Annotated in this window: 12 protein-coding genes and 1 pseudogene; 7 read left to right on the forward strand and 6 right to left on the reverse strand. The window is 72.5% G+C overall.

Annotated features, from left to right (window positions below):
• The first annotated feature begins 47 nt into the window (after window positions 1-47).
• Window positions 48-2,742 (forward strand): annotated as a pseudogene (locus IE118_RS22920) (ATP-binding protein).
• An 81-nt stretch (window positions 2,743-2,823) separates the two neighbouring features.
• On the opposite strand, the gene IE118_RS22925 reads toward IE118_RS22920, so the two are convergent.
• Complete coding sequence (locus tag IE118_RS22925; RefSeq protein WP_189559877.1) at window positions 2,824-3,759, reverse strand: DUF3048 domain-containing protein; 936 nt, start codon at window positions 3,757-3,759, stop codon at window positions 2,824-2,826.
• Window positions 3,760-4,015: 256 nt separating this feature from the next.
• Here IE118_RS22925 and IE118_RS22930 point away from each other — a divergent pair, with 256 nt between their 5' ends.
• On the forward strand, window positions 4,016-5,206 hold the full coding sequence (locus IE118_RS22930; protein ID WP_189559878.1) for a zinc-dependent alcohol dehydrogenase: 1,191 nt from the start codon (window positions 4,016-4,018) through the stop codon (window positions 5,204-5,206).
• A 37-nt stretch (window positions 5,207-5,243) separates the two neighbouring features.
• On the opposite strand, the gene IE118_RS22935 is transcribed toward IE118_RS22930, so the two are convergent.
• Window positions 5,244-6,311, reverse strand: coding sequence for an ATP-dependent DNA ligase (locus IE118_RS22935; protein ID WP_189559879.1), 1,068 nt, complete (start codon window positions 6,309-6,311; stop codon window positions 5,244-5,246).
• A gap of 74 nt (window positions 6,312-6,385) precedes the next feature.
• Between IE118_RS22935 and ligD the strand changes: the two genes are divergently transcribed.
• Window positions 6,386-7,411, forward strand: coding sequence for a non-homologous end-joining DNA ligase (ligD, locus tag IE118_RS22940; protein WP_189559880.1), 1,026 nt, complete (start codon window positions 6,386-6,388; stop codon window positions 7,409-7,411).
• A gap of 29 nt (window positions 7,412-7,440) precedes the next feature.
• Here the strand turns inward: ligD and IE118_RS22945 are convergent, their stop codons facing one another.
• Window positions 7,441-9,633: an OmpL47-type beta-barrel domain-containing protein gene (locus IE118_RS22945; RefSeq protein ID WP_189559917.1), complete on the reverse strand. Its 2,193-nt coding sequence runs from the start codon at window positions 9,631-9,633 to the stop codon at window positions 7,441-7,443.
• 23 nt (window positions 9,634-9,656) lie between these two features.
• On the reverse strand, window positions 9,657-12,086 hold the full coding sequence (locus tag IE118_RS22950) for a ThuA domain-containing protein (protein ID WP_189559881.1): 2,430 nt from the start codon (window positions 12,084-12,086) through the stop codon (window positions 9,657-9,659).
• Window positions 12,087-12,368: 282 nt separating this feature from the next.
• Between IE118_RS22950 and IE118_RS22955 the strand changes: the two genes are divergently transcribed.
• The 4 genes from IE118_RS22955 (at window position 12,369) to IE118_RS22970 (ending at window position 15,808) form a co-directional block, all read left to right on the forward strand.
• A complete protein-coding gene (locus IE118_RS22955) occupies window positions 12,369-13,373 on the forward strand; it encodes a multicopper oxidase domain-containing protein (protein ID WP_189559882.1) in 1,005 nt (334 codons plus the stop codon).
• 85 nt (window positions 13,374-13,458) lie between these two features.
• Entirely contained in the window at window positions 13,459-14,499 is a 1,041-nt protein-coding gene (locus tag IE118_RS22960; protein ID WP_189559883.1) for a LacI family DNA-binding transcriptional regulator, read from the forward strand.
• Window positions 14,500-14,625: 126 nt separating this feature from the next.
• Window positions 14,626-15,420 carry a VOC family protein gene (locus tag IE118_RS22965; RefSeq protein ID WP_189559884.1) on the forward strand — a complete coding sequence of 265 codons (795 nt, stop codon included), beginning with the start codon at window positions 14,626-14,628 and terminating at the stop codon, window positions 15,418-15,420.
• A 142-nt stretch (window positions 15,421-15,562) separates the two neighbouring features.
• On the forward strand, window positions 15,563-15,808 hold the full coding sequence (locus tag IE118_RS22970) for a WhiB family transcriptional regulator (RefSeq protein WP_189559885.1): 246 nt from the start codon (window positions 15,563-15,565) through the stop codon (window positions 15,806-15,808).
• Between the two features lie 163 nt (window positions 15,809-15,971).
• Here the strand turns inward: IE118_RS22970 and IE118_RS22975 are convergent, their stop codons facing one another.
• A complete protein-coding gene (locus IE118_RS22975; protein WP_189559886.1) occupies window positions 15,972-16,946 on the reverse strand; it encodes an acyl-ACP desaturase in 975 nt (324 codons plus the stop codon).
• Between the two features lie 215 nt (window positions 16,947-17,161).
• Window positions 17,162-17,938 carry a dimethylargininase gene (gene ddaH, locus IE118_RS22980; RefSeq protein WP_189559887.1) on the reverse strand — a complete coding sequence of 259 codons (777 nt, stop codon included), beginning with the start codon at window positions 17,936-17,938 and terminating at the stop codon, window positions 17,162-17,164.
• Window positions 17,939-18,083 lie beyond the last annotated feature (145 nt).

Genomic DNA, 18,083 nt, shown 5'->3' on the forward strand with positions numbered 1-18,083 from the left:
ACGCTCGGGACCGGTACGTCATTCGGGCGACTCGGGGAGGTAGCGGGATGACGGAGGTACGGCCCCCGGCCGGCGCCTCGGCTTCCCTGTGGGAGCGCGACGAGGAGGTCGCCGCCATCGCGGAGGCCGTCGACATCCTGTGCGCCGACCGCTCCTCGCCGGGCGGTCTGCTCGTGCTCCGGGGCGAGGCGGGGCTCGGCAAGACCGCGCTGCTGGCGGAGAGCGGAGACCCGGCGCATCGCCGAACAGCGCGGCTGCACCGTCTGGTCCGCCCGCGGCGGCGAGACCCTGCGCTCCGTCCCCTTCAACGTCGTACGCCAACTCCTCCAGCCCGCCCTGGTGTCGATGCTGCCGGAGGAGGCCCGCGAGTACCTCGGCGACTGGTACGACATCGCCGGCCCCGCCCTCGGCATAACCGACCCCGGCGACCGGCACCCCGACCCGCAGGGCGTGTGCGAGGGACTCGTGGCCGCCGTGCGCCGGCTGGCCCGCCGGGACTGGCCGCTGGTGCTGCTCATCGACGACGCCCACTGGGCCGACCAGGAAACCCTGTACTGGCTCGCCACGTTCGCCGAACGCCTCGCCGACCTGTCCGTCCTCGTCGTCGTGGCCCGCCGGCCCGGCGAGATCTCCGGCACCGGCGCCCGGCACCTGGACGCCGTCGCCGCGGCGGCCGACCGCCCCGTCACCACCCTCAGCGCCCTCACCCCCGACGCCGCGGCCGGACTCACCCGCGCCACCCTCGGCGAGAACGCCGACGCGGCGTTCTGCCGCGAGGTGTGGGCCGTCACCGCAGGCAACCCCTACGAGACCGTCGAGCTCCTCGCCAAGGTCCAGGACAGCGAACTGGAACCCGTCGAGGCGCATGCCGGCGCCCTGCGCGACCTCAACCGCTCGGCCCGCGGCGGCGGCCTCGTCGCCCGCCTCGAGGAACTCGGCATAGACGCCACCCGGTTCGCCTGGGCCGCCGCCATCCTCGGCACCGGGATCACCGTCGACCTGGTCGCCCGACTCGCCACCCTCCGCCCCGAGGACGCCGCCCGCTGCGCCGAACGCCTGCGCACCGCCCGCATACTCACCGCCCCGGATCCGTCGGCGACGAGCGGCACCCAGCCCGCCGACCTCGAGTTCGTCCACCCCCTGATCGCCACCGCCGTCTACAACTCCATCCCCGACGCCCTGCGCCGCGCCATGCACGGCATCGCCGCCCGGATCGTCACCGACTCCGGACGCGGCGCGGCGGCGGCCGCCCGCCACCTCCTCGAAGTGCACCCGGACGACGACGAGGAACTCGTCTGGCAACTGCGCGAGGCCGCCCGCGAACACCTCGCCGTCGGCGCCCCGGACGCCGCCCGCCGCTGCCTGGAACGCGCGCTGGAGGAACCGCCCCGCCCCGAGGTCCACGCGCACGTCCTGTACGAACTGGGCAGCGCCACCTTCCTCACCGCGCCCGCCCGCACCATCGGCCATCTGCGCACCGCGCTCGGCATGCCCGGACTCGACGGCAGCCGCCGCGTGGACGCCGTCATCCGCCTGTCCCAGGCCCTGCTGCACAACGACCAGATGGAAGAGGCCGTCCGCACCGTCGAGGCGGAGGCCGCCCGGCTCGAACCCGGCCCCGCCCGCCTGCGGCTCCAGGCGGTGCAGTTCATGTGGGAGGGTATCCACGCGGGCGAGACCCTCAGCCCCGGCCGTTCCGAGCGCCTCGCCCGGCTCGCCGCCACGTGCACCGGACGTGACAACTCCGAACGGGCGCTGCTGATCCTGCGCGGCTTCGACGCGATGATGCGCGGCGAGAACGCCGAGGAGGTCGTGGAGGTCTGCGACCGCGCCCTCGTCAACGGGCGCCTCGCACCCGGCCTCGGCTGGACGGACTCCGAGTGGGGTGTCGAACTCCTGCTGATGCTGGCGAGTTCCTACGCCTACACCGACCGTCTCGACCGCGCCGAAAGCCTCTTCAGCGAGGCCCTGCACGCCTACGACACGGCGGGCTGGGGCGGCGGCCACCTGGTGCTGGCACACGCCTACGTCGGCCTGGCGCACCGCAGGCGGGGCCGGCTGGAGGCGGCGGAGTCGTCCCTGCGCGAGTCCCTCCGCCTCGCCGAGCGCGTCGGCCGCGGACTTCCCCTCTACTGGACGGCCACCTGCAACCTCGTCGACACCCTGCTCGCCCGCGGCCACGTCGACGAGGCCTGGGCGACGGCCGAACGGCACGGCTTCACCCCGCCCTACCCGTCCACCATCGTGCTGCCCGACCCGCGCTCCGTCCGCGGCCGGCTGCTGCTCGCCGCAGGCCGCACCAAGGAGGGCATCAACGAACTGGAGGCGGCGGAGAAGGCGGCGGCCGCCCGCGGCCACCACCACCCCGTGCACGTCTTCGCCGCCTCCGACCTGGCCCGCGCCCTCGCCACGGAGGACCCGGCCCGTGCCGCCCGGCTCGCCGTCGACGTCCGCCGGCACGCCGAACGCCTCGGTACCGACACCGCGATAGGGGAGGCGCTGCGCGTCGCCGCCGCACTCGAGACCGGCCAGCGCGCGGTGCGTCTCGCCGCCCAGGCGGTCACCTACCTGGAAGCCTCGCCCTGCCAGTACGAACACGCGGCGGCCCGCGTCGAGTACGGCGTCCTCGCCCGCTCCGTCCCCGACCTCGAACGCGGCCTGGCCCTGGCCCGCTCCTGCGGCGCCGACGGCCTCGTGGAGCGGGCCCGCGCCGCGCTGGAGGCGGGCGCGGGACTCCGCTAGGGGTGTCGGCGGCAGCACCGTCCCGGGCTCCTCGGGGCGGGACCGTCGCGCCGGGCGGCGCGGACGCCCGGCCCGTCCGGCTCAGGGCGCCTCCGCGTACACCACCCACACCTGGCCGCGCGCGAAGTTCACCGGCTCGCCGGAGTCGGTGGTGAACGAGGTGCCGTCCCCGGCGGCCGGCCGCTTCCAGTTCGCCTCCCAGGCGCGCCCGTCGCGCAGCACGGTGGCCTCCCCGGACCCCACCGTCTCGGTGAACGGGGTGTTGTTGCCGAGGAAGTCCCGGAACCCGGAAGGGCGCACCGTCACGTACTGCACGACGACCGTCGCGGGCGCCAGCCGTTCGCCCTCCCGGGTCAGCGCCGGCGAGCCGTCCATCGACACCAGCCAGCGGTCCTGCGCGCCGGACCAGGTGAAGGTGAAGCGGGCCGCCGGATAGCGCACCGTGAGGTCGTTGCGGGGCTCGCCGTCCGCGGGCGCCCCGCCGAAGCGGAAGCCGGTGGTCAGGGCGGCCTCGCCGGGCGGGTCGTCCAGGACCCGCTCCGGGCGCAGATACAGGTTGTGGGGCGCGGACCGGCCGGGGTCCCGGGTGTAGGCGTCGGGATCCGACTCGGGTGTCACCGGCTCCAGCGGCGCCCGCTCGATCTGGGGTGTCAGCTTGCTCTGCGCACCTGAGAAGGCCAGCAGCGGCCGGTCGAACTGGCGCAGCAGTTCCAGATCCGACTCACGGGCGCTGCGCACCGGCCCCACGGAATCCGGCAGCCCGGTGGCGTACACGGCGATCAGCCTGCTGCTGCCGCCCTCGACCTGTTCGGTGTACACCACGTCGGCGCTGTCGAGGCCGGTCTGGGGGCGTGCGGCCGGGGCGTTGTCGATCTTCACCACGAGCGGCGGCGGGCTGTCCCGGTCGTCGGGCCGTGCCGGCGACTCACCGGTCGTTCCCCGTCCGTCGTCGGACGGCCCGTCCGAGGACGTGCAGCTCGCGACGAGGCCGGCCGTCAGCACGGCGGTCAGCAGCATCCCCGCTCCCGCACCGCGCCGTCGGCGCGCTCCCCGTTCCGTGCCCACCGTCGTCACCACGCCTGCCTCATGTCATCCGTTGTCTCGATTGTGCGCTTTTCCGATCGTCTCTGGCCAGGGTGGAGCGCAGCCGCTCCCGCGCGGCGGCGTCCGCCGATCGGCTCAGCGCCCGGCGGGTTCGGCGGCGGACCACTCGGGTACCCGGGGCCCACCGCACGAGCGACAGGACCGGCCACGACGGAGGGAGCGGGCGGCGATGAGGGCACTGACCTGGCAGGGAAAGCGGGACGTACGGGTGGAGACCGTGCCCGACCCACGGATCGAGGAGCCGACGGACGCGATCATCCGCGTCACCTCCAGCGGACTGTGCGGAAGCGATCTGCACCTGTACGAGGTGCTGACCCCGTTCATGACACCGGGCGACATCCTCGGTCACGAGCCGATGGGCATCGTCGAGGAGGTCGGCGCGGCGGTGCCGGACCTCCAGGTCGGCGACCGGGTAGTGGTCCCCTTCCAGATCGCCTGCGGCAACTGCTGGATGTGCCTGACCGGACTGCCCACCCAGTGCGAGACCACCCAGGTCAGCGCCGAGGGCATGGGCGCGGCGCTGTTCGGCTACACCAGGCTGTACGGCGCGGTGCCGGGCGCCCAGGCCGAGTACCTGCGCGTCCCGCAGGCCCAGTACGGCCCGATCAAGGTCCCCGAGGGCCCCTCCGACGACCGGTTCCTCTACCTCTCCGACGTCCTGCCCACCGCCTGGCAGGCGGTCGCCTACGCCGGCGTCCCGCAGGGCGGCAGCGTCGCCGTGCTCGGGCTCGGCCCCATCGGGGACATGGCCTGCCGGATCGCCCAGGTCCAGGGCGCCGGCCGGGTCTTCGGCGTGGACCTGGTCCCGGAGCGGCTGCGCCGGGCCAAGGAGCGGGGCGTGGAGACCTTCGACCTGCGCTCCTTCGACGACGACAAGGAACTGGTGGCCGCGATCCGCGACCAGACCGACGGCCGCGGCCCCGATGCCGTGATCGACGCGGTGGGCACCGAGGCGCACGGCAGCGCCGCGGCCCGCATGGTGCAGAACGCCTCCGCCCTGCTGCCCCGCAAACTGGGCGGCCCGATGGCGGAACGCTTCAGCGTCGACCGGCTCGCCGCCCTCTACACGGCCATCGAGCTGGTGCGCCGCGGCGGCACCATCTCGATCAGCGGCGTCTACGGCGGCATGGCCGACCCGATGCCCATGCTCACCCTGTTCGACAAGCAGATCCAGATGCGCATGGGCCAGGCGAACGTACGCCGCTGGAGCGACGAGATCATCCCGTACCTCACCGACGAGGACCCCCTCGGCGTCGACGACTTCGCCACCCACCACCTGCCGCTGAGCGAGGCGCCGCACGCCTACGACATGTTCCAGAAGAAGCAGGACGGCGCGGTCAAGGTGGTGCTGCGCCCCTGACCCGGGGCCGCGGCCCCGACCCGGCGGCGGCCCCGGCTCACGGGCCGCCGAGGATCTCGGCGAGGTCGTAGCGGACCGGCTCCTCCAGCTGCGCGAAGGTGCAGCTCCCGGGAGTCCGGTCCGGGCGCCAGCGACGGAAGCGGGCGGTGTGCCGGAAGCGCCGCCCGTTCTCCATGTGGTCGTACGCCACCTCGGCCACCAGCTCCGGCCTGAGCGGTACCCACGACAGGTCCTTCTTCCCGGACCACCGGCTCGGGGCGCCGGGCAGCCGCGCCGTCTCGTGTGCCGCCTCCTCCGCCCAGGCCGCCCACGGATGGCCCGACACGTCCTCCATCCGCAGCGGCTCCAGCTCCTCGATCAGCTCCGCGCGCCGCTTCATGGAGAAGGCCGCGGACACGCCCACGTGCTGGAGGGTCCCGCCCTCGTCGTACAGGCCCAGCAGCAGCGAGCCGACCACCGGGCCGCTCTTGTGGAGCCGGTACCCGGCGACCACCGCGTCCGCCGTGCGCTCGTGCTTGATCTTGAACATCGCCCGCTCGTCCTGCCGGTAGCGCGAGTCCAGCGGCTTGGCGATCACCCCGTCCAGCCCCGCCCCCTCGTACTGCTCGAACCACCCCCGCGCCACCTCGACGTCCCGCGTCGCCGGTGCCACGTGCACGGGCGGGGTGACCCCTGCCAGCGCCCGGACCAGCAGCTCCCGCCGGTCCGCCAGCGGCACGTCCAGCAGCGACTCGTCCCCCAGCGCCAGCACGTCGAAGGCGACGAACGACGCCGGGGTCCGCTCGGCGAGCGTCCGCACCCGCGAGTCGGCCGGATGGATCCGCTCGGTGAGCGCGTCGAAGTCCAGATGCCCCTCCCGCGCGACGACGATCTCGCCGTCCATCACGCACCGCTTCGGCAACCGCTCCCGCACCGCCGCCACCACCTCAGGGAAGTACCTGGTCAGCGGCTTGCCGGTGCGGCTGCCCAGCTCGACCTCGTCACCGTCACGGAACACGATGGCCCGGAAGCCGTCCCACTTCGCCTCGTACTGCATGTCCGGCGGGATCTTCGCCACCGACTTGGCGAGCATCGGCTTCACGGGCGGCATGACGGGAAGATCCATGCTCCGATTCTGCGCGAACACGCCCGTTGTCGCCCGGTGTGCGAGGTATGCGCGCTCCGCCTACCGTGGCTCGCATGGGTGACGCGGTGGAACTAGAGGTGGCCGGCCGGACCGTACGTCTGTCCAGTCCGGACAAGGTCTTCTTCCCGGAGCGCGGCTACACCAAGCTGGACGTCGCCCGGTACTACCAGGCCGTCGCCCCCGGCATCCTGCGCGCCCTCCGCGACAGGCCCACCACCCTGCAGCGCTACCCGGACGGCATCACCGGCGAGTGGTTCTACCAGAAGCGTGCGCCCAAGAGCATGCCCGACTGGATCCCCACCGCACACATCACCTTTCCCAGCGGCCGCAGCGCCGACGAGATGTGCCCCACCGAGGAGGCGGCCGTCGTGTGGGCCGCCCAGTACGGCACGCTGGTCTTCCACCCCTGGCCGGTGCGCCGCGCCGACGTCGACCGTCCGGACGAACTGCGCATCGACCTCGACCCCCAGCCCGGCACCGACTACGACGACGCGGCCCGCGCCGCCCACGAACTCAGGGCCGTCCTGGAGGAGTTCGGCGGACTGCGCGGCTGGCCCAAGACCTCCGGCGGGCGGGGCATCCACGTGTTCGTCCCCATCGAACCGCGCTGGACCTTCACCCAGGTCCGCCGCGCGGCCATCGCCGTGGGCCGGGAACTGGAGCGCCGGATGCCGGAGCGGGTCACCATCAAGTGGTGGAAGGAGGAGCGCGGCGAGCGCATCTTCGTCGACTACAACCAGACCGCCCGCGACCGCACCATCGCCTCGGCCTACTCCGTGCGCCCCCGGCCGCACGCGCCCGTCTCGGCGCCCCTGCGCTGGGAGGAGGTCGGCGTCGCACACCCGCAGGACTTCGACCTGACGACGATGCCCGCGCGCTTCGCCGAACTCGGCGACGTGCACGCGGACATGGATGATCACGCGTTCTCCCTGGAGCCCCTGCTCGAACTCGCCCGCCGCGACGAACACGACCACGGCCTGGGCGATCTGCCGTACCCGCCCGAGTATCCGAAGATGCCCGGAGAGCCCAGCCGGGTGCAGCCGAGCCGGGCCAGGAAGCCAAAACCGCAGGCCTCCTGACCCGGCCGGTCACCCGATGCCGCGGGGGACTACAGGTCCTTGATCCGGACGTCCCGGTAGGAGACGACGTCAGACGTGCCGTGCACCTGGAGTCCGATGTAGCCGGAGGCGAACCGCCGCCCGTCCGTGCCCGGGTCGTCCGAGCGCGGCGGGGCGAAGTCCTGGCCGCCGGTGTTGTCGAACTCGTTGATCAGCACGCCGTTGCGGTAGACCGAGTAGTGCTGGTCCACCACGCGGATCTCGTAGTCGTTCCAGGTGCCCTTCTGCGTCACACCCGCACCGGCCAGGCCCACCCGGTCGAAGCCGTACACCGAGCCCGTCTTGTACATGTCGCCGGTGGGCGAGTCGAACACCTGCACCTCGTGCCCGTACTTGATGGCGACCCACTCCGGCCGCGACTCCTCCGGGTGGTCGTGGACCTGCGGGAACCGGACGAACACGCCGGAGTTGGCGTTGCCGGTGCCCGGAGCGTCGTCGCGCCACTGGAGCTTCAGGGAGAAGTCGCCGTACGTGCGCTCCGGGAACCACAGCATGCCGAGGCCGCCCCGGGAGGTGCCGGAGGTGATCGACCCGTCCGGGTTCAGGGCGAACGAACCGCCGCCGACATGGGCCCACTTGGCGAACGACGCCGCGCTGCCGTCCAGGATGGTGCGGTAGCCGTCGGTCTGGCCGGGCGTACCGATGCCGGACTGCCGGGCCGCCTGGTTGATGGCCGTCCGCTCCCGCCTGTCGATGACCCCTTCCTTCCTCAGCCCGTCCAGGACGCCCGTGACGTGCTTCAGGAACAGGGCCTGCGAGGTCCACTGCCTCTCGTCCTCGATCAGCTCGCCGATCCGGCACCGGTTGTTGGTGACCCGGTTCGGCACCCCCGAGTCGACCGTGCCGACGATCACCGTCAACCGCTCGTCGTGCTCGGGGCAGTTGGGTGCGGGAACCCCGCCGCCGGCCACGACGGTGAAGCTCACCGTGAGCGCCGCGGAGGTGTTGCCGGCCTTGTCGCTCGCCCGGTAGGCCACGGTGTGCCGGCCCGCCCGGTCGACGACCACGGGCGCGGTGTGGGCCAGGTACGGCCCGCCGTCGAGCGAGTACTCGATGACGGCCACACCGGAACCGCCGTGCCCGTCGGTGGCGCTGACGGTCACCGTGGCGTTCCCGACGTAGGCGCCGTCGGAGTTCCGCACGCCCCCGACGGTCACGCCCGTCACCGGCGGGGTGGTGTCCTGCGGGGGAGCGGCGACGACGGTGAACTCCACGCTCTTCGCCGCCGCCGCGTTGCCCGCCTTGTCGGTCGCGCGGTAGCGCACGGTGTGCGTTCCGGTCCGGTGCACCATCACCGGGCCGGTGTAGGCCTGCCAGGCGCCGTCCGCCCCGACCGCGTACTCGATGGTGTTGACGCCGGAGCCGGTGTCCGACGCGGTGACGGTGACCGTCGCCATGTCGATGTAGTGGCCGTCGGCGTTCCTCTGGCCGTCCACCGTCGCCGAGGTCTCCGGCGGGGTGGTGTCGTCGGTGGGCGGCGGGACGACCGTGAATCCGACGCTCCTGTCCGCCGAGACGTTGCCCGCCTTGTCCAGGGCGCGGTAGCGCACCGTGTGCGTGCCGACCTGGTCGATCACGACCGGGGCGGTGTACGGCTGCCAGGCGCCGCCGGCCCCGACGGCGTACTCGATCCGGTCCACGCCCGAACCGGCGTCGGTGGCCTCGACGCTCACGCTCGCCGAACCCACGTACTGGCCCTCGGCGTTCTGCGTGCCGGTCACCTTCGCCGTGGCCTGTGGAGCGGTGGTGTCCTCACCGCCGCCCTCGGTCACCGTCAGGATGCCCTGCATCTCGCCGTGGCCGGGGATGGTGCAGTGGTAGAAGTACCGGCCCGCGGTGAGGGTCACCTCCGCGGTGTGCCGGCCGCCCTGCGCGTCACCGGGGTTGGCCAGGATGTTCAGCTGGACGTCGTTGTTGAACTCCGGGTCGGAGGTCACGAACGTCAGGGTGTGCGGCATGCCGGTGGTGTTGCCGGTGGCCGCGCTGTTCTCGAAGACGATCGTCGCCGGGCCGGCCACCGCGGTCGCCGGCGCCGACGTGTACGCGCTGATGCTGTCACCCGCGGTCCAGGTCAGCACCTGCTCCGCCGCCTCGGCGGCCGCGGGCCGGGCGTCGCCGGCCGCGGACGTCGTCGTCTGCAGACCGAGCGCCATCAGCAGGGCGGCCAGCAGGCCGGCCCAGATGCGTCGTTGCCGTGTCACTGGATTCATCCGGCCTTCCTCGCCAACTGGCCCGCGGCCGGGGTGGGGCCGCCGCCCGTGTAGGTGACCCGCCACAGCGCGGACTTGCTGTCGGAGGTGAAGAACCCGCGGCCGTAGTCGAGGACGTACAGCGCGCCGTCCGGGCCGAACTCCCAGCCCATCAGGTTCTTGATGCCGTCGTTGCCGACCGGCACGATCTTCTTCAGGGACTCCGAGTGCACCGGCAGACCGCCGTCCCCTTGCGTCTTCGGGTCCATCAGCACCGCGTTGCGCGGCTGGTCGGCGTCGTAGAAGTCACCGACGAACCACTTGCCGTCCCAGTACGCGGGCCACTTGACCTCACTGGCGCTGTCGCCGTCGTGGCGGTACACCGGACCGTTCATCGCGGCCTGGCCGCCACCCTTCAGCCAGGGCAGCCGGTAGGTCGCCTCGTCCTGCACGTACGACGGCACGCCGTTCGCGTCGCGCGGGAAGTCCGGGGCGCCGCCCTGCGGCGAGTACCAGATGTTGTTGGCGGTCACCGGCGGCAGGTTGACCAGCCCGTCGTTGTTGGGCGACTCGTTCTTCGGGGCGTCGCAGTCGTACCAGCCCAGCGGCTTGGACGGGTCGGGCAAGTTGCGGTCCCGGTAGGGCTGGTTGTTGCCCATGCAGTACGGCCAGCCCCGGTTGGACGCCTTCGTGATCACGGCGAAGGTGTCGTACTTTGCGGGGCCCCAGGTCGTCGACGGGGAGCCGGCGTCCGGGCCGACCCAGCCCGCGTAGAGCACGTCGGTCCTCTGGTCGACGGAGATCCGCGCGGGGTTGCGCACACCCATCACGTAGATCTCGCCACGCGTCTTGCCCCCGCCCTCGGCGGTCTCCTCACCGGTGAACAGGTTGCCCTCGGGGAGGGTGTACGTGCCGTCCGGCTCGGGGTGGATGCGCAGGATCTTGCCGTTGAGGTTGTTGGTGTTGCCGGCGGTGCGGCGCGCGTCGGCGAAGGACACGCCCTTGTAGTTCGGCTCCGGGTTGTTGCCCGAGTAACCGCCGCTGAAGCCACTGGAGTTGTTGTCACCGGTGGCGATGTAGAGGTTGCCCTTCGAGTCCCAGGCCATCCCTCCGCCCGCGTGGCAGCAGCTGTGGATCTGCACCGGCCACTCCAGCAGCACCTTCTCGCTGGAGAGGTCCAGCCGGTTCGTCGTGTGGTCGAGGGTGAAGCGGGAGACCCGCCGGTCCGCCATGCGCGTGTCCCGGTTGATCTCCGAGTGGGGCGTGTAGTGCAGGTAGACCCACCCGTTCCGGGCGAAGTCCGGGTCGAGCTCGATGCCGAGCAGGCCCTCCTCGACCTTGCGCAGCTCGTCGCCGCCGCCCTTGTTGCCGAAGACGGTGAGCGCCCCGGCGAGGGTGACGTTCTTGGTTCTCGGGTCGTAGACGTGGATCTCGCCCTTGCCCTTGCCGATGTCCGGGTCGTTCCAGTCGGTGACGACCGGCTGGGACGCGTCCGCGCCGCCCCGGCCGATGGTGAACACACGGCCGTCGGGTGCGGTGACCAGCCCGTGCGGTTCGCCGATCTGGTCGTTCTGACCCGGCTGGTTGGGCCGGGTGAGCCGCTCCGCCTGGTAGTTCCCGGTGATCGTCGCCTTGCAGTCGGCCCGGACCAGGCGGTTGGTCCACAGCAGGGCGCCGCGCAGGTGCTCGCGGAAGTCGGTCTCGTCGTACGAGGAGACCGTGCCGCCCATCCCGGTGTAGAAGGAGCGGCCTCCGTCGTAGTCGCGGCACCAGCTGACGGGGTGGTCCCAGCCGTTGGAGCCCGCTCCGGGCGTGTACGTCGACTCGCGCACCCTGGCGACCGTGTGCACCTCGCCGGAGGGGTTCTTCACCCAGTTCAGCCACTTGTCGGGCCGCTTCCACTGCGTCGGCAGGCCCTTGGTCGCCGGGTGCGCGCGGTCGCCGACCTCGACGGTGGCCCGCTGCACGGTGCCGGGGCTCGACGCGGCGGGCCGGGCGCCGATCAGACCGGTGAACCAGTCCGAGTACGGCTCCGCGCGGGCCGCGTCGTGCAGCCCGACGAAGCCGCCGCCGGCCTCCATGTACGCCTCCAGGCCCGCCTCCTGGTCCGGGTCGAGGACGTCCCCGCCGCCGGTCAGGAAGACGACGGTGTTGAAGCGGCCCAGTCTCGCGGCATTGGTGAAGACGGACGCGTTGCCGGTGGCGGTGACCGAGAACCGCTGGTTCTCGGGGCCGGTCAGGCCGATCCTCTCGATCGCCGCGATGCCGGCGTTCACCAGCGGTGACTCGTCACCACCGGCGGCCGATCCGTGGAACAGCAGTACGCGTACGTCGGCGCCGCCCGGGGGCGACTTGATGGACATCGTTGTCAGGGACGGATCCGGGGCCGGACGCGCGCTGGCGGCGGGACCCGACAGCAGTCCGGCGGTGACGACACCGGCGGTCACGGTGGCCGCCCACAGGCGCCGCCCCGTTCTCGCCCTTCGGGCGCCCGCGGCGCCTGACGTGCTCAACCCCGTTAAGCGCATGGGTTCTTGACGTGATGTGGACCGCACGTGGCCACCCGCCCTCCTCGGTCGCGGCAACAGCGTCAAGGAAGCTAGACCTCTTTGCGTCACACGCCAATACCTATGGCCGCAATGAACCGAACTTTGTCCTGAGTGTGGATAAACAGGGGGAGGGCCGCTACGGTTTCACAGGTTCATGACAGCCACCTTGGGGAGTTCGGCATGGACAGACGCGGTTTCAACCGGCGGGTACTGCTGGGCGGCGTGGCCGCCGCGACATCGTTGTCCGTGGCCCCGGAGGCCGTGAGCGCCCCCGAGTCCGCCCGCGCGGCCGCGCCGGCGAGGACGGCACCCGCCGGGGGAGAGGTGCGGCGCGTCAAGATGTACGCCGAGCGACTGGCCGGCGGGCAGATGGGCTACGGCCTGGAGAAGGGCAAGGCGTCGATCCCCGGCCCGCTGATCGAGCTCAACGAGGGCGACACGCTGCACGTGGAGTTCGAGAACACCATGGACGTGCCGGTGAGCCTGCACGTCCACGGCCTGGACTACGAGATCTCCAGCGACGGCACCAAGCAGAACCGGAGCCACGTCGAACCGGGCGGCACCCGCACCTACACCTGGCGCACCCACCGGCCGGGCCGCCGCGCCGACGGCACCTGGCGGGCGGGCAGCGCGGGCTACTGGCACTACCACGACCACGTGGTGGGCACGGAACACGGCACCGGCGGCATCCGGAACGGGCTGTACGGACCGGTCGTCGTGCGCCGCAAGGGCGACGTCCTGCCCGACGCGACCCACACCATCGTGTTCAACGACATGACGATCAACAACAGGCCCGCCCACACCGGTCCGGACTTCGAGGCCACCGTGGGCGACCGCGTGGAGATCGTCATGATCACGCACGGCGAGTACTACCACACGTTCCACATGCACGGGCACCGCTGGGCCGACAACCGCACCGGCATGCTCACCGGCCCCGACGACCCCAGCCAGGTCATCGACAACAAGATCTGCGGACCGGCCGACTCCTTCGGCTTCCAGATCATCGCGGGGGAGGGCGTCGGCGCGGGCGCCTGGATGTACCACTGCCACGTCCAGAGCCACTCCGACATGGGCATGGTCGGGCTGTTCCTGGTGAAGAAGCCGGACGGCACGATCCCCGGGTACGACCCCCACGAGCACGCCCACGGGCAGGCCCCGCAGCAGCGGCCGGAGCACGCGCACTGACCCGCCGCACCTGAGCCGAGAGCGCTCTCCCGCCCGGCCGGGCCGGGGCTATCCTGTCCCGCATCCGCAGGTGAGGAGCGCCCAAGTGACCGAGACAGTGCCGCGTCCCACGCTGGAGGCCGTGGCCGCGCGCGCCGGGGTCTCCCGGGCCACGGTCTCCCGTGTGGTCAACGGCTCCGACGGGGTGCGCGAACCCCTGGCCGAACGGGTGAGGCGGGCGGTGGACGAACTCGGGTACGTGCCGAACCAGGCCGCCCGCAGCCTGGTCACCAGGCGGCACGACGCCGTCGCCGTCATCGTCGCCGAACCGGAGACCCGGGTCTTCGCCGACCCGTTCTTCGCCCGGCAGCTGCGCGGCATCAGCAAGGAGCTGACCGCCCACGACAACCAGCTCGTCCTGCTGCTCACCGAGGACCGCGACGACCACGCCCGCGTCGGCCGTTACCTGGCCGGCGGACACGTGGACGGCGCGCTCGTCTTCTCGCTCCACATCGACGATCCGCTGCCCGGACTGATCCGGCGGGCGGGACTGCCGGCGGTGTTCGGCGGCCGGCCCGACTTCGGCGGCGGCCGGGACGGCGTCGTCTACGTCGACTCCGACAACCGGGGCGGCGCCCGCGACGCCGTACGGCATCTGCTCGGCCTCGGGCGGAGCCGCATCGCCCACATCACCGGCGCGCTCGACCAGACCTCGGCGGTGGACCGGCTCGACGGCTTCCGGGACGTCCGGGTGGACACCGACCCCCGGCTGGTCGTGGAGGGCGACTTCACCGCCGCCAGCGGTGAGCGGGCGATGCGGGAACTCCTCGGCCGCCGTCCCGACCTGGACGCGGTGTTCGCCGCCAACGACCTGACGGCGGCGGGCGCCCTGCGCGTGCTGCGCGAGCACGGGCGCCGGGTGCCGGACGACGTGGCCGTGGTCGGCTTCGACGACATGCAGCCGGTCGCCGAACAGACCGAACCGCCGCTCACCACGGTCCGCCAGGACATAGAGGGGATGGGCCGTCTCATGGCACGCCTCCTGCTGCGCGAGCTCGACCGCCCCGCCACCGCGGACGAGGACGCCGGCGTCACCCCCTCCGGCGTGGTCCTCCCGACGACCCTGGTCCGCCGCGCCTCGGCCTGACCGGCCCCCGCACGCGGCCCGGCGCCCGGGACCGGGACACGCCCGTCCGGGTGTTCCGGCGGTGGCGGCCGGTGGGCGGTGGAAGACTCGGCACGGCAGGCGACGGGAGCTCTCCGAGGAGGCACCATGCTCACCACCCGCTTCGTCGACGGCGCCCCGAGCTGGATCGATGTCGGCTCGTCCGACATCGAGGGCACCGCGTCCTTCTACGGCGGCCTGTTCGGCTGGGCGTTCCGCCCGGCGGGACCCGACACCGAAGGGTACGGATTCTTCGAGCTGGCCGGGCGGATCGTCGCCGGCGGCACGCGCCTCGCACCGGAGCAGGGCCCGCCCGCGTGGACCGTCCACTTCCAGAGCCCCGACGCGGACGCCACCGCGAGGGCGGCGCTGCGGGCCGGGGGCAGTGTGCCGATGCCGCCGGCGGACGTGGGGGAGCAGGGAAGGACGGCGATCCTCGCCGACCACGCCGGCGCCCCCTTCGGGATCTGGCAGCCGGCGCGGCGCAGGGGCATCGAGGCGGCCGGTGAGGCCGGTGCCCTGTGCTGGGTCGAACTGCACACCCCGGACGTCGCCCGTGCCGCTGCCTTCTACCGTGCCGCCCTGGGCTGGGAGACCTCGGGGGTGCGCTTCCCCGGCGGGGTCTACACCTCCCTCAACCCCGCCGGGACGGGGGAGGAGGACATGTTCGGCGGGCTGGTCCCCTCGGCCGACGACCCCCCGGAGGCGGGGCCCGCCCGCCCCTCCTGGCTGCCCTACATCGGGGTGGCGGACACCGACGCCGTCGTCGCCAGGGCCGTCGGGCTGGGCGGCACGGTGCGGATGCCCGCCACGTCCGTCGCCGGTGTCGGCCGGCTCGCCCGGCTGGAGGACCCGTACGGCGCGCGGTTCGCGGTCCTCAGAGGTGATCCGCGCCAGAGCTGACCACCGGCGCGCCGCCGTGTGCGGAGGTGCGCGGGAGGTCATCATCGAGCGGTCGCCGGAGCGGCGGGCCGGGCCGCGCCGCCGTCCCGGCGTTGATGCGGCGTTGATCGAACGTTTTTCGCCCTCCGGCACGCTTCCGGCCATGCACACCGACACATTCCCGTCGCCCGATCTCACCTGGCAGGACGAGGCGTTGTGCGCGCAGACGGGAGGGGACTTCTTCTTTCCCGAACCCGGCAGCTCCGTCCGCGAGGCCAAGCGTATCTGCGGTCTCTGCCCGATCCGCGCCACCTGCCTCGACTACGCCCTCTCCCACGACATGCGCTTCGGCGTCTGGGGCGGCCTGTCGGAGAAGGAACGCCTGGAGATGCGCCGCACGGCACGGTAGTCCCGCCGCCCGCGAGGCGGGGAGAACCGGTACGGCCGACGCGCCCCCTGGCTGGGATCGGTCCGCGGCCGGTTCCCTGAAGGACTGCAAGGAGGCGGCGTGGTGACCTGATCCGGCCTGCGCGACGGCCGGGCCGGGCAGCGGGCCGCCCCGTCCGCACGCCTCACTGTGCGGCGCGGGCCGCCATCCGGGCCTTGCGGGCCGCCAGCTTCTCGTCGAACTTCGCGGCCTCCGCGTCCAGACCGCCCATGAACACGCCGAGTTCCTCCTGGGCCTTGAGGCCCTCCGGGCCCAGCCCGTCGATCTCCATGACCTTCAGGAAGCGGAGCACCGGCTGGAGCACGTCGTCGTGGTGGATGCGCAGGTTGTAGACCTCGCCGATGGCCATCTGCGCCGCCGCCCGCTCGAAGCCGGGGATGCCGTGGCCGGGCATCCGGAAGTCCACCACGACGTCGCGCACCGCCTGCATCGTGAGGTCCGGGGCCAGCTCGAAGGCCGACTTCAGCAGGTTGCGGTAGAACACCATGTGCAGGTTCTCGTCGGTCGCGATGCGGGCCAGCATGCGGTCGCAGACCGGGTCACCCGACTGGTGGCCGGTGTTGCGGTGCGAGATGCGGGTGGCCAGCTCCTGGAAGGCGACGTAGGCGATCGAGTGGAGCATCGAGTGCCGGTTGTCCGACTCGAAGCCCTCGCTCATGTGCGACATGCGGAACTGCTCCAGCTTGTCCGGGTCCACCGCCCGCGAGGCGAGCAGGTAGTCCCGCATCACGATGCCGTGCCGGCCCTCCTCGGCCGTCCAGCGGTGCACCCAGGTGCCCCAGGCGCCCTCCCGGCCGAACAGGGTCGCGATCTCGTGGTGGTAGCTGGGCAGATTGTCCTCGGTCAGCAGGTTCACCACCAGGGCGATCCGGCCGACCTCGGTGACCTTCGACTGCTCCTTGTCCCAGGCCTCGCCGTCCTCGAAGAAGCCCGGGAAGTTGCGGCCGTCGCTCCACGGCACGTACTCGTGCGGCATCCAGTCCTTGGTGACCTTCAGGTGCCGGTTGAGCTCCTTCTCGACCACTTCCTCCAGCGCGTACAACAGCCGGGCGTCGGTCCAGACCGAAGGGCTGCCCAGGTGGGGAGAAGTGAGCGACACGGGTGACTCCAGGGGGACGGTGGCGTACGAAGCTCCGGCGAGCGGTGCCGGGGAACCTACGGAATCGTAGGCTACGAAGCCGTAGGTTACGTAGCCGTAGGTTAAGGTCTCCGTAAAGATCGCTGATCAGCGGGGCTTTGTTCCGGACCCGGCGTGGCGCGGTCGTGCACCCCGGGCCGCAGGTGGCTGCACCGTAGCGGCGACGCGGGCGTGGGTCAGGCGTGCAGCTCCCGCAGGCGCACCGAGAGGCACGTCACACAGCCCTCGAGCTTCTCGAACTCTCCGATGTCCACCAGGACCGGCTCGTAGCCGAGGTCCGCGAACAGCTCCGCCGTCCTCGGCGCGCTCGCCGCCATCAGCAGGGCGCCCCCGCCGAGCAGCACCACGTGCGCCCCCGACTCCTCCGGAACGGGCAGGAAACGGGGGAACAGGGAGGGCGCGTCCACGTGCGGGGCGTGCCCCACGACCGTCCCGTCCGGCAGCGCGGTGACCGCCGACTTCAGGTGCAGCACCTTGGTGACGGGCACCGCGACCACCCGCGCCCCCAGCGGTTCGAACGCGGCGCGCACCTGCCGCACGCCGGCCGCGTCGGTGCGCCCGCCACGTCCGACGTACACCGTCTCGCCGACCTTCAGCACGTCACCACCGTCCAGCGTGCCCGGCTCCCGGACCCGGTTGACCGAGCAGCCCAGCGACACCACGGCCCGCTCGGTGCCGGGAACCTCCCCGCGCCGCGACCCGGCACCGGGGCGGGCGATCAGCGCCACGTTCCGGTACATCACCACCGTGTCCTCGACGAACACCGAGTCCGGACAGTCGTCGGCGGGGTCGACCTCGATCGTCTCCCAGCCGTGGGCGCGCAGCACCTCCGTGTACGCCTCCCACTGCTCCACCGCGCGGCCGAAGTCGACGCCTACCCGTTCGGCGTGCGTCACCAGTCCTTCGGCCAGGCGGGGGACGGGACGGCGGACGAGGGCCTTCCTGCTGGGCACGGGTACCCCTTTCGGACGGGACGGACATGGCTCGGCGGGACGGCGGCGGCCCGTGGACCTCCGGCCTCCCACGGGCGCCGGCGCGGCCGTCATGCGGGGCGCGTGCGGACACGACCTCCCCGGAGCGCCACGGGACGGGCCACCG

It is taken from the genome of Streptomyces pilosus (assembly GCF_014649835.1).
In the GTDB taxonomy this organism is placed as follows: Bacteria; Actinomycetota; Actinomycetes; order Streptomycetales; family Streptomycetaceae; genus Streptomyces; species Streptomyces pilosus.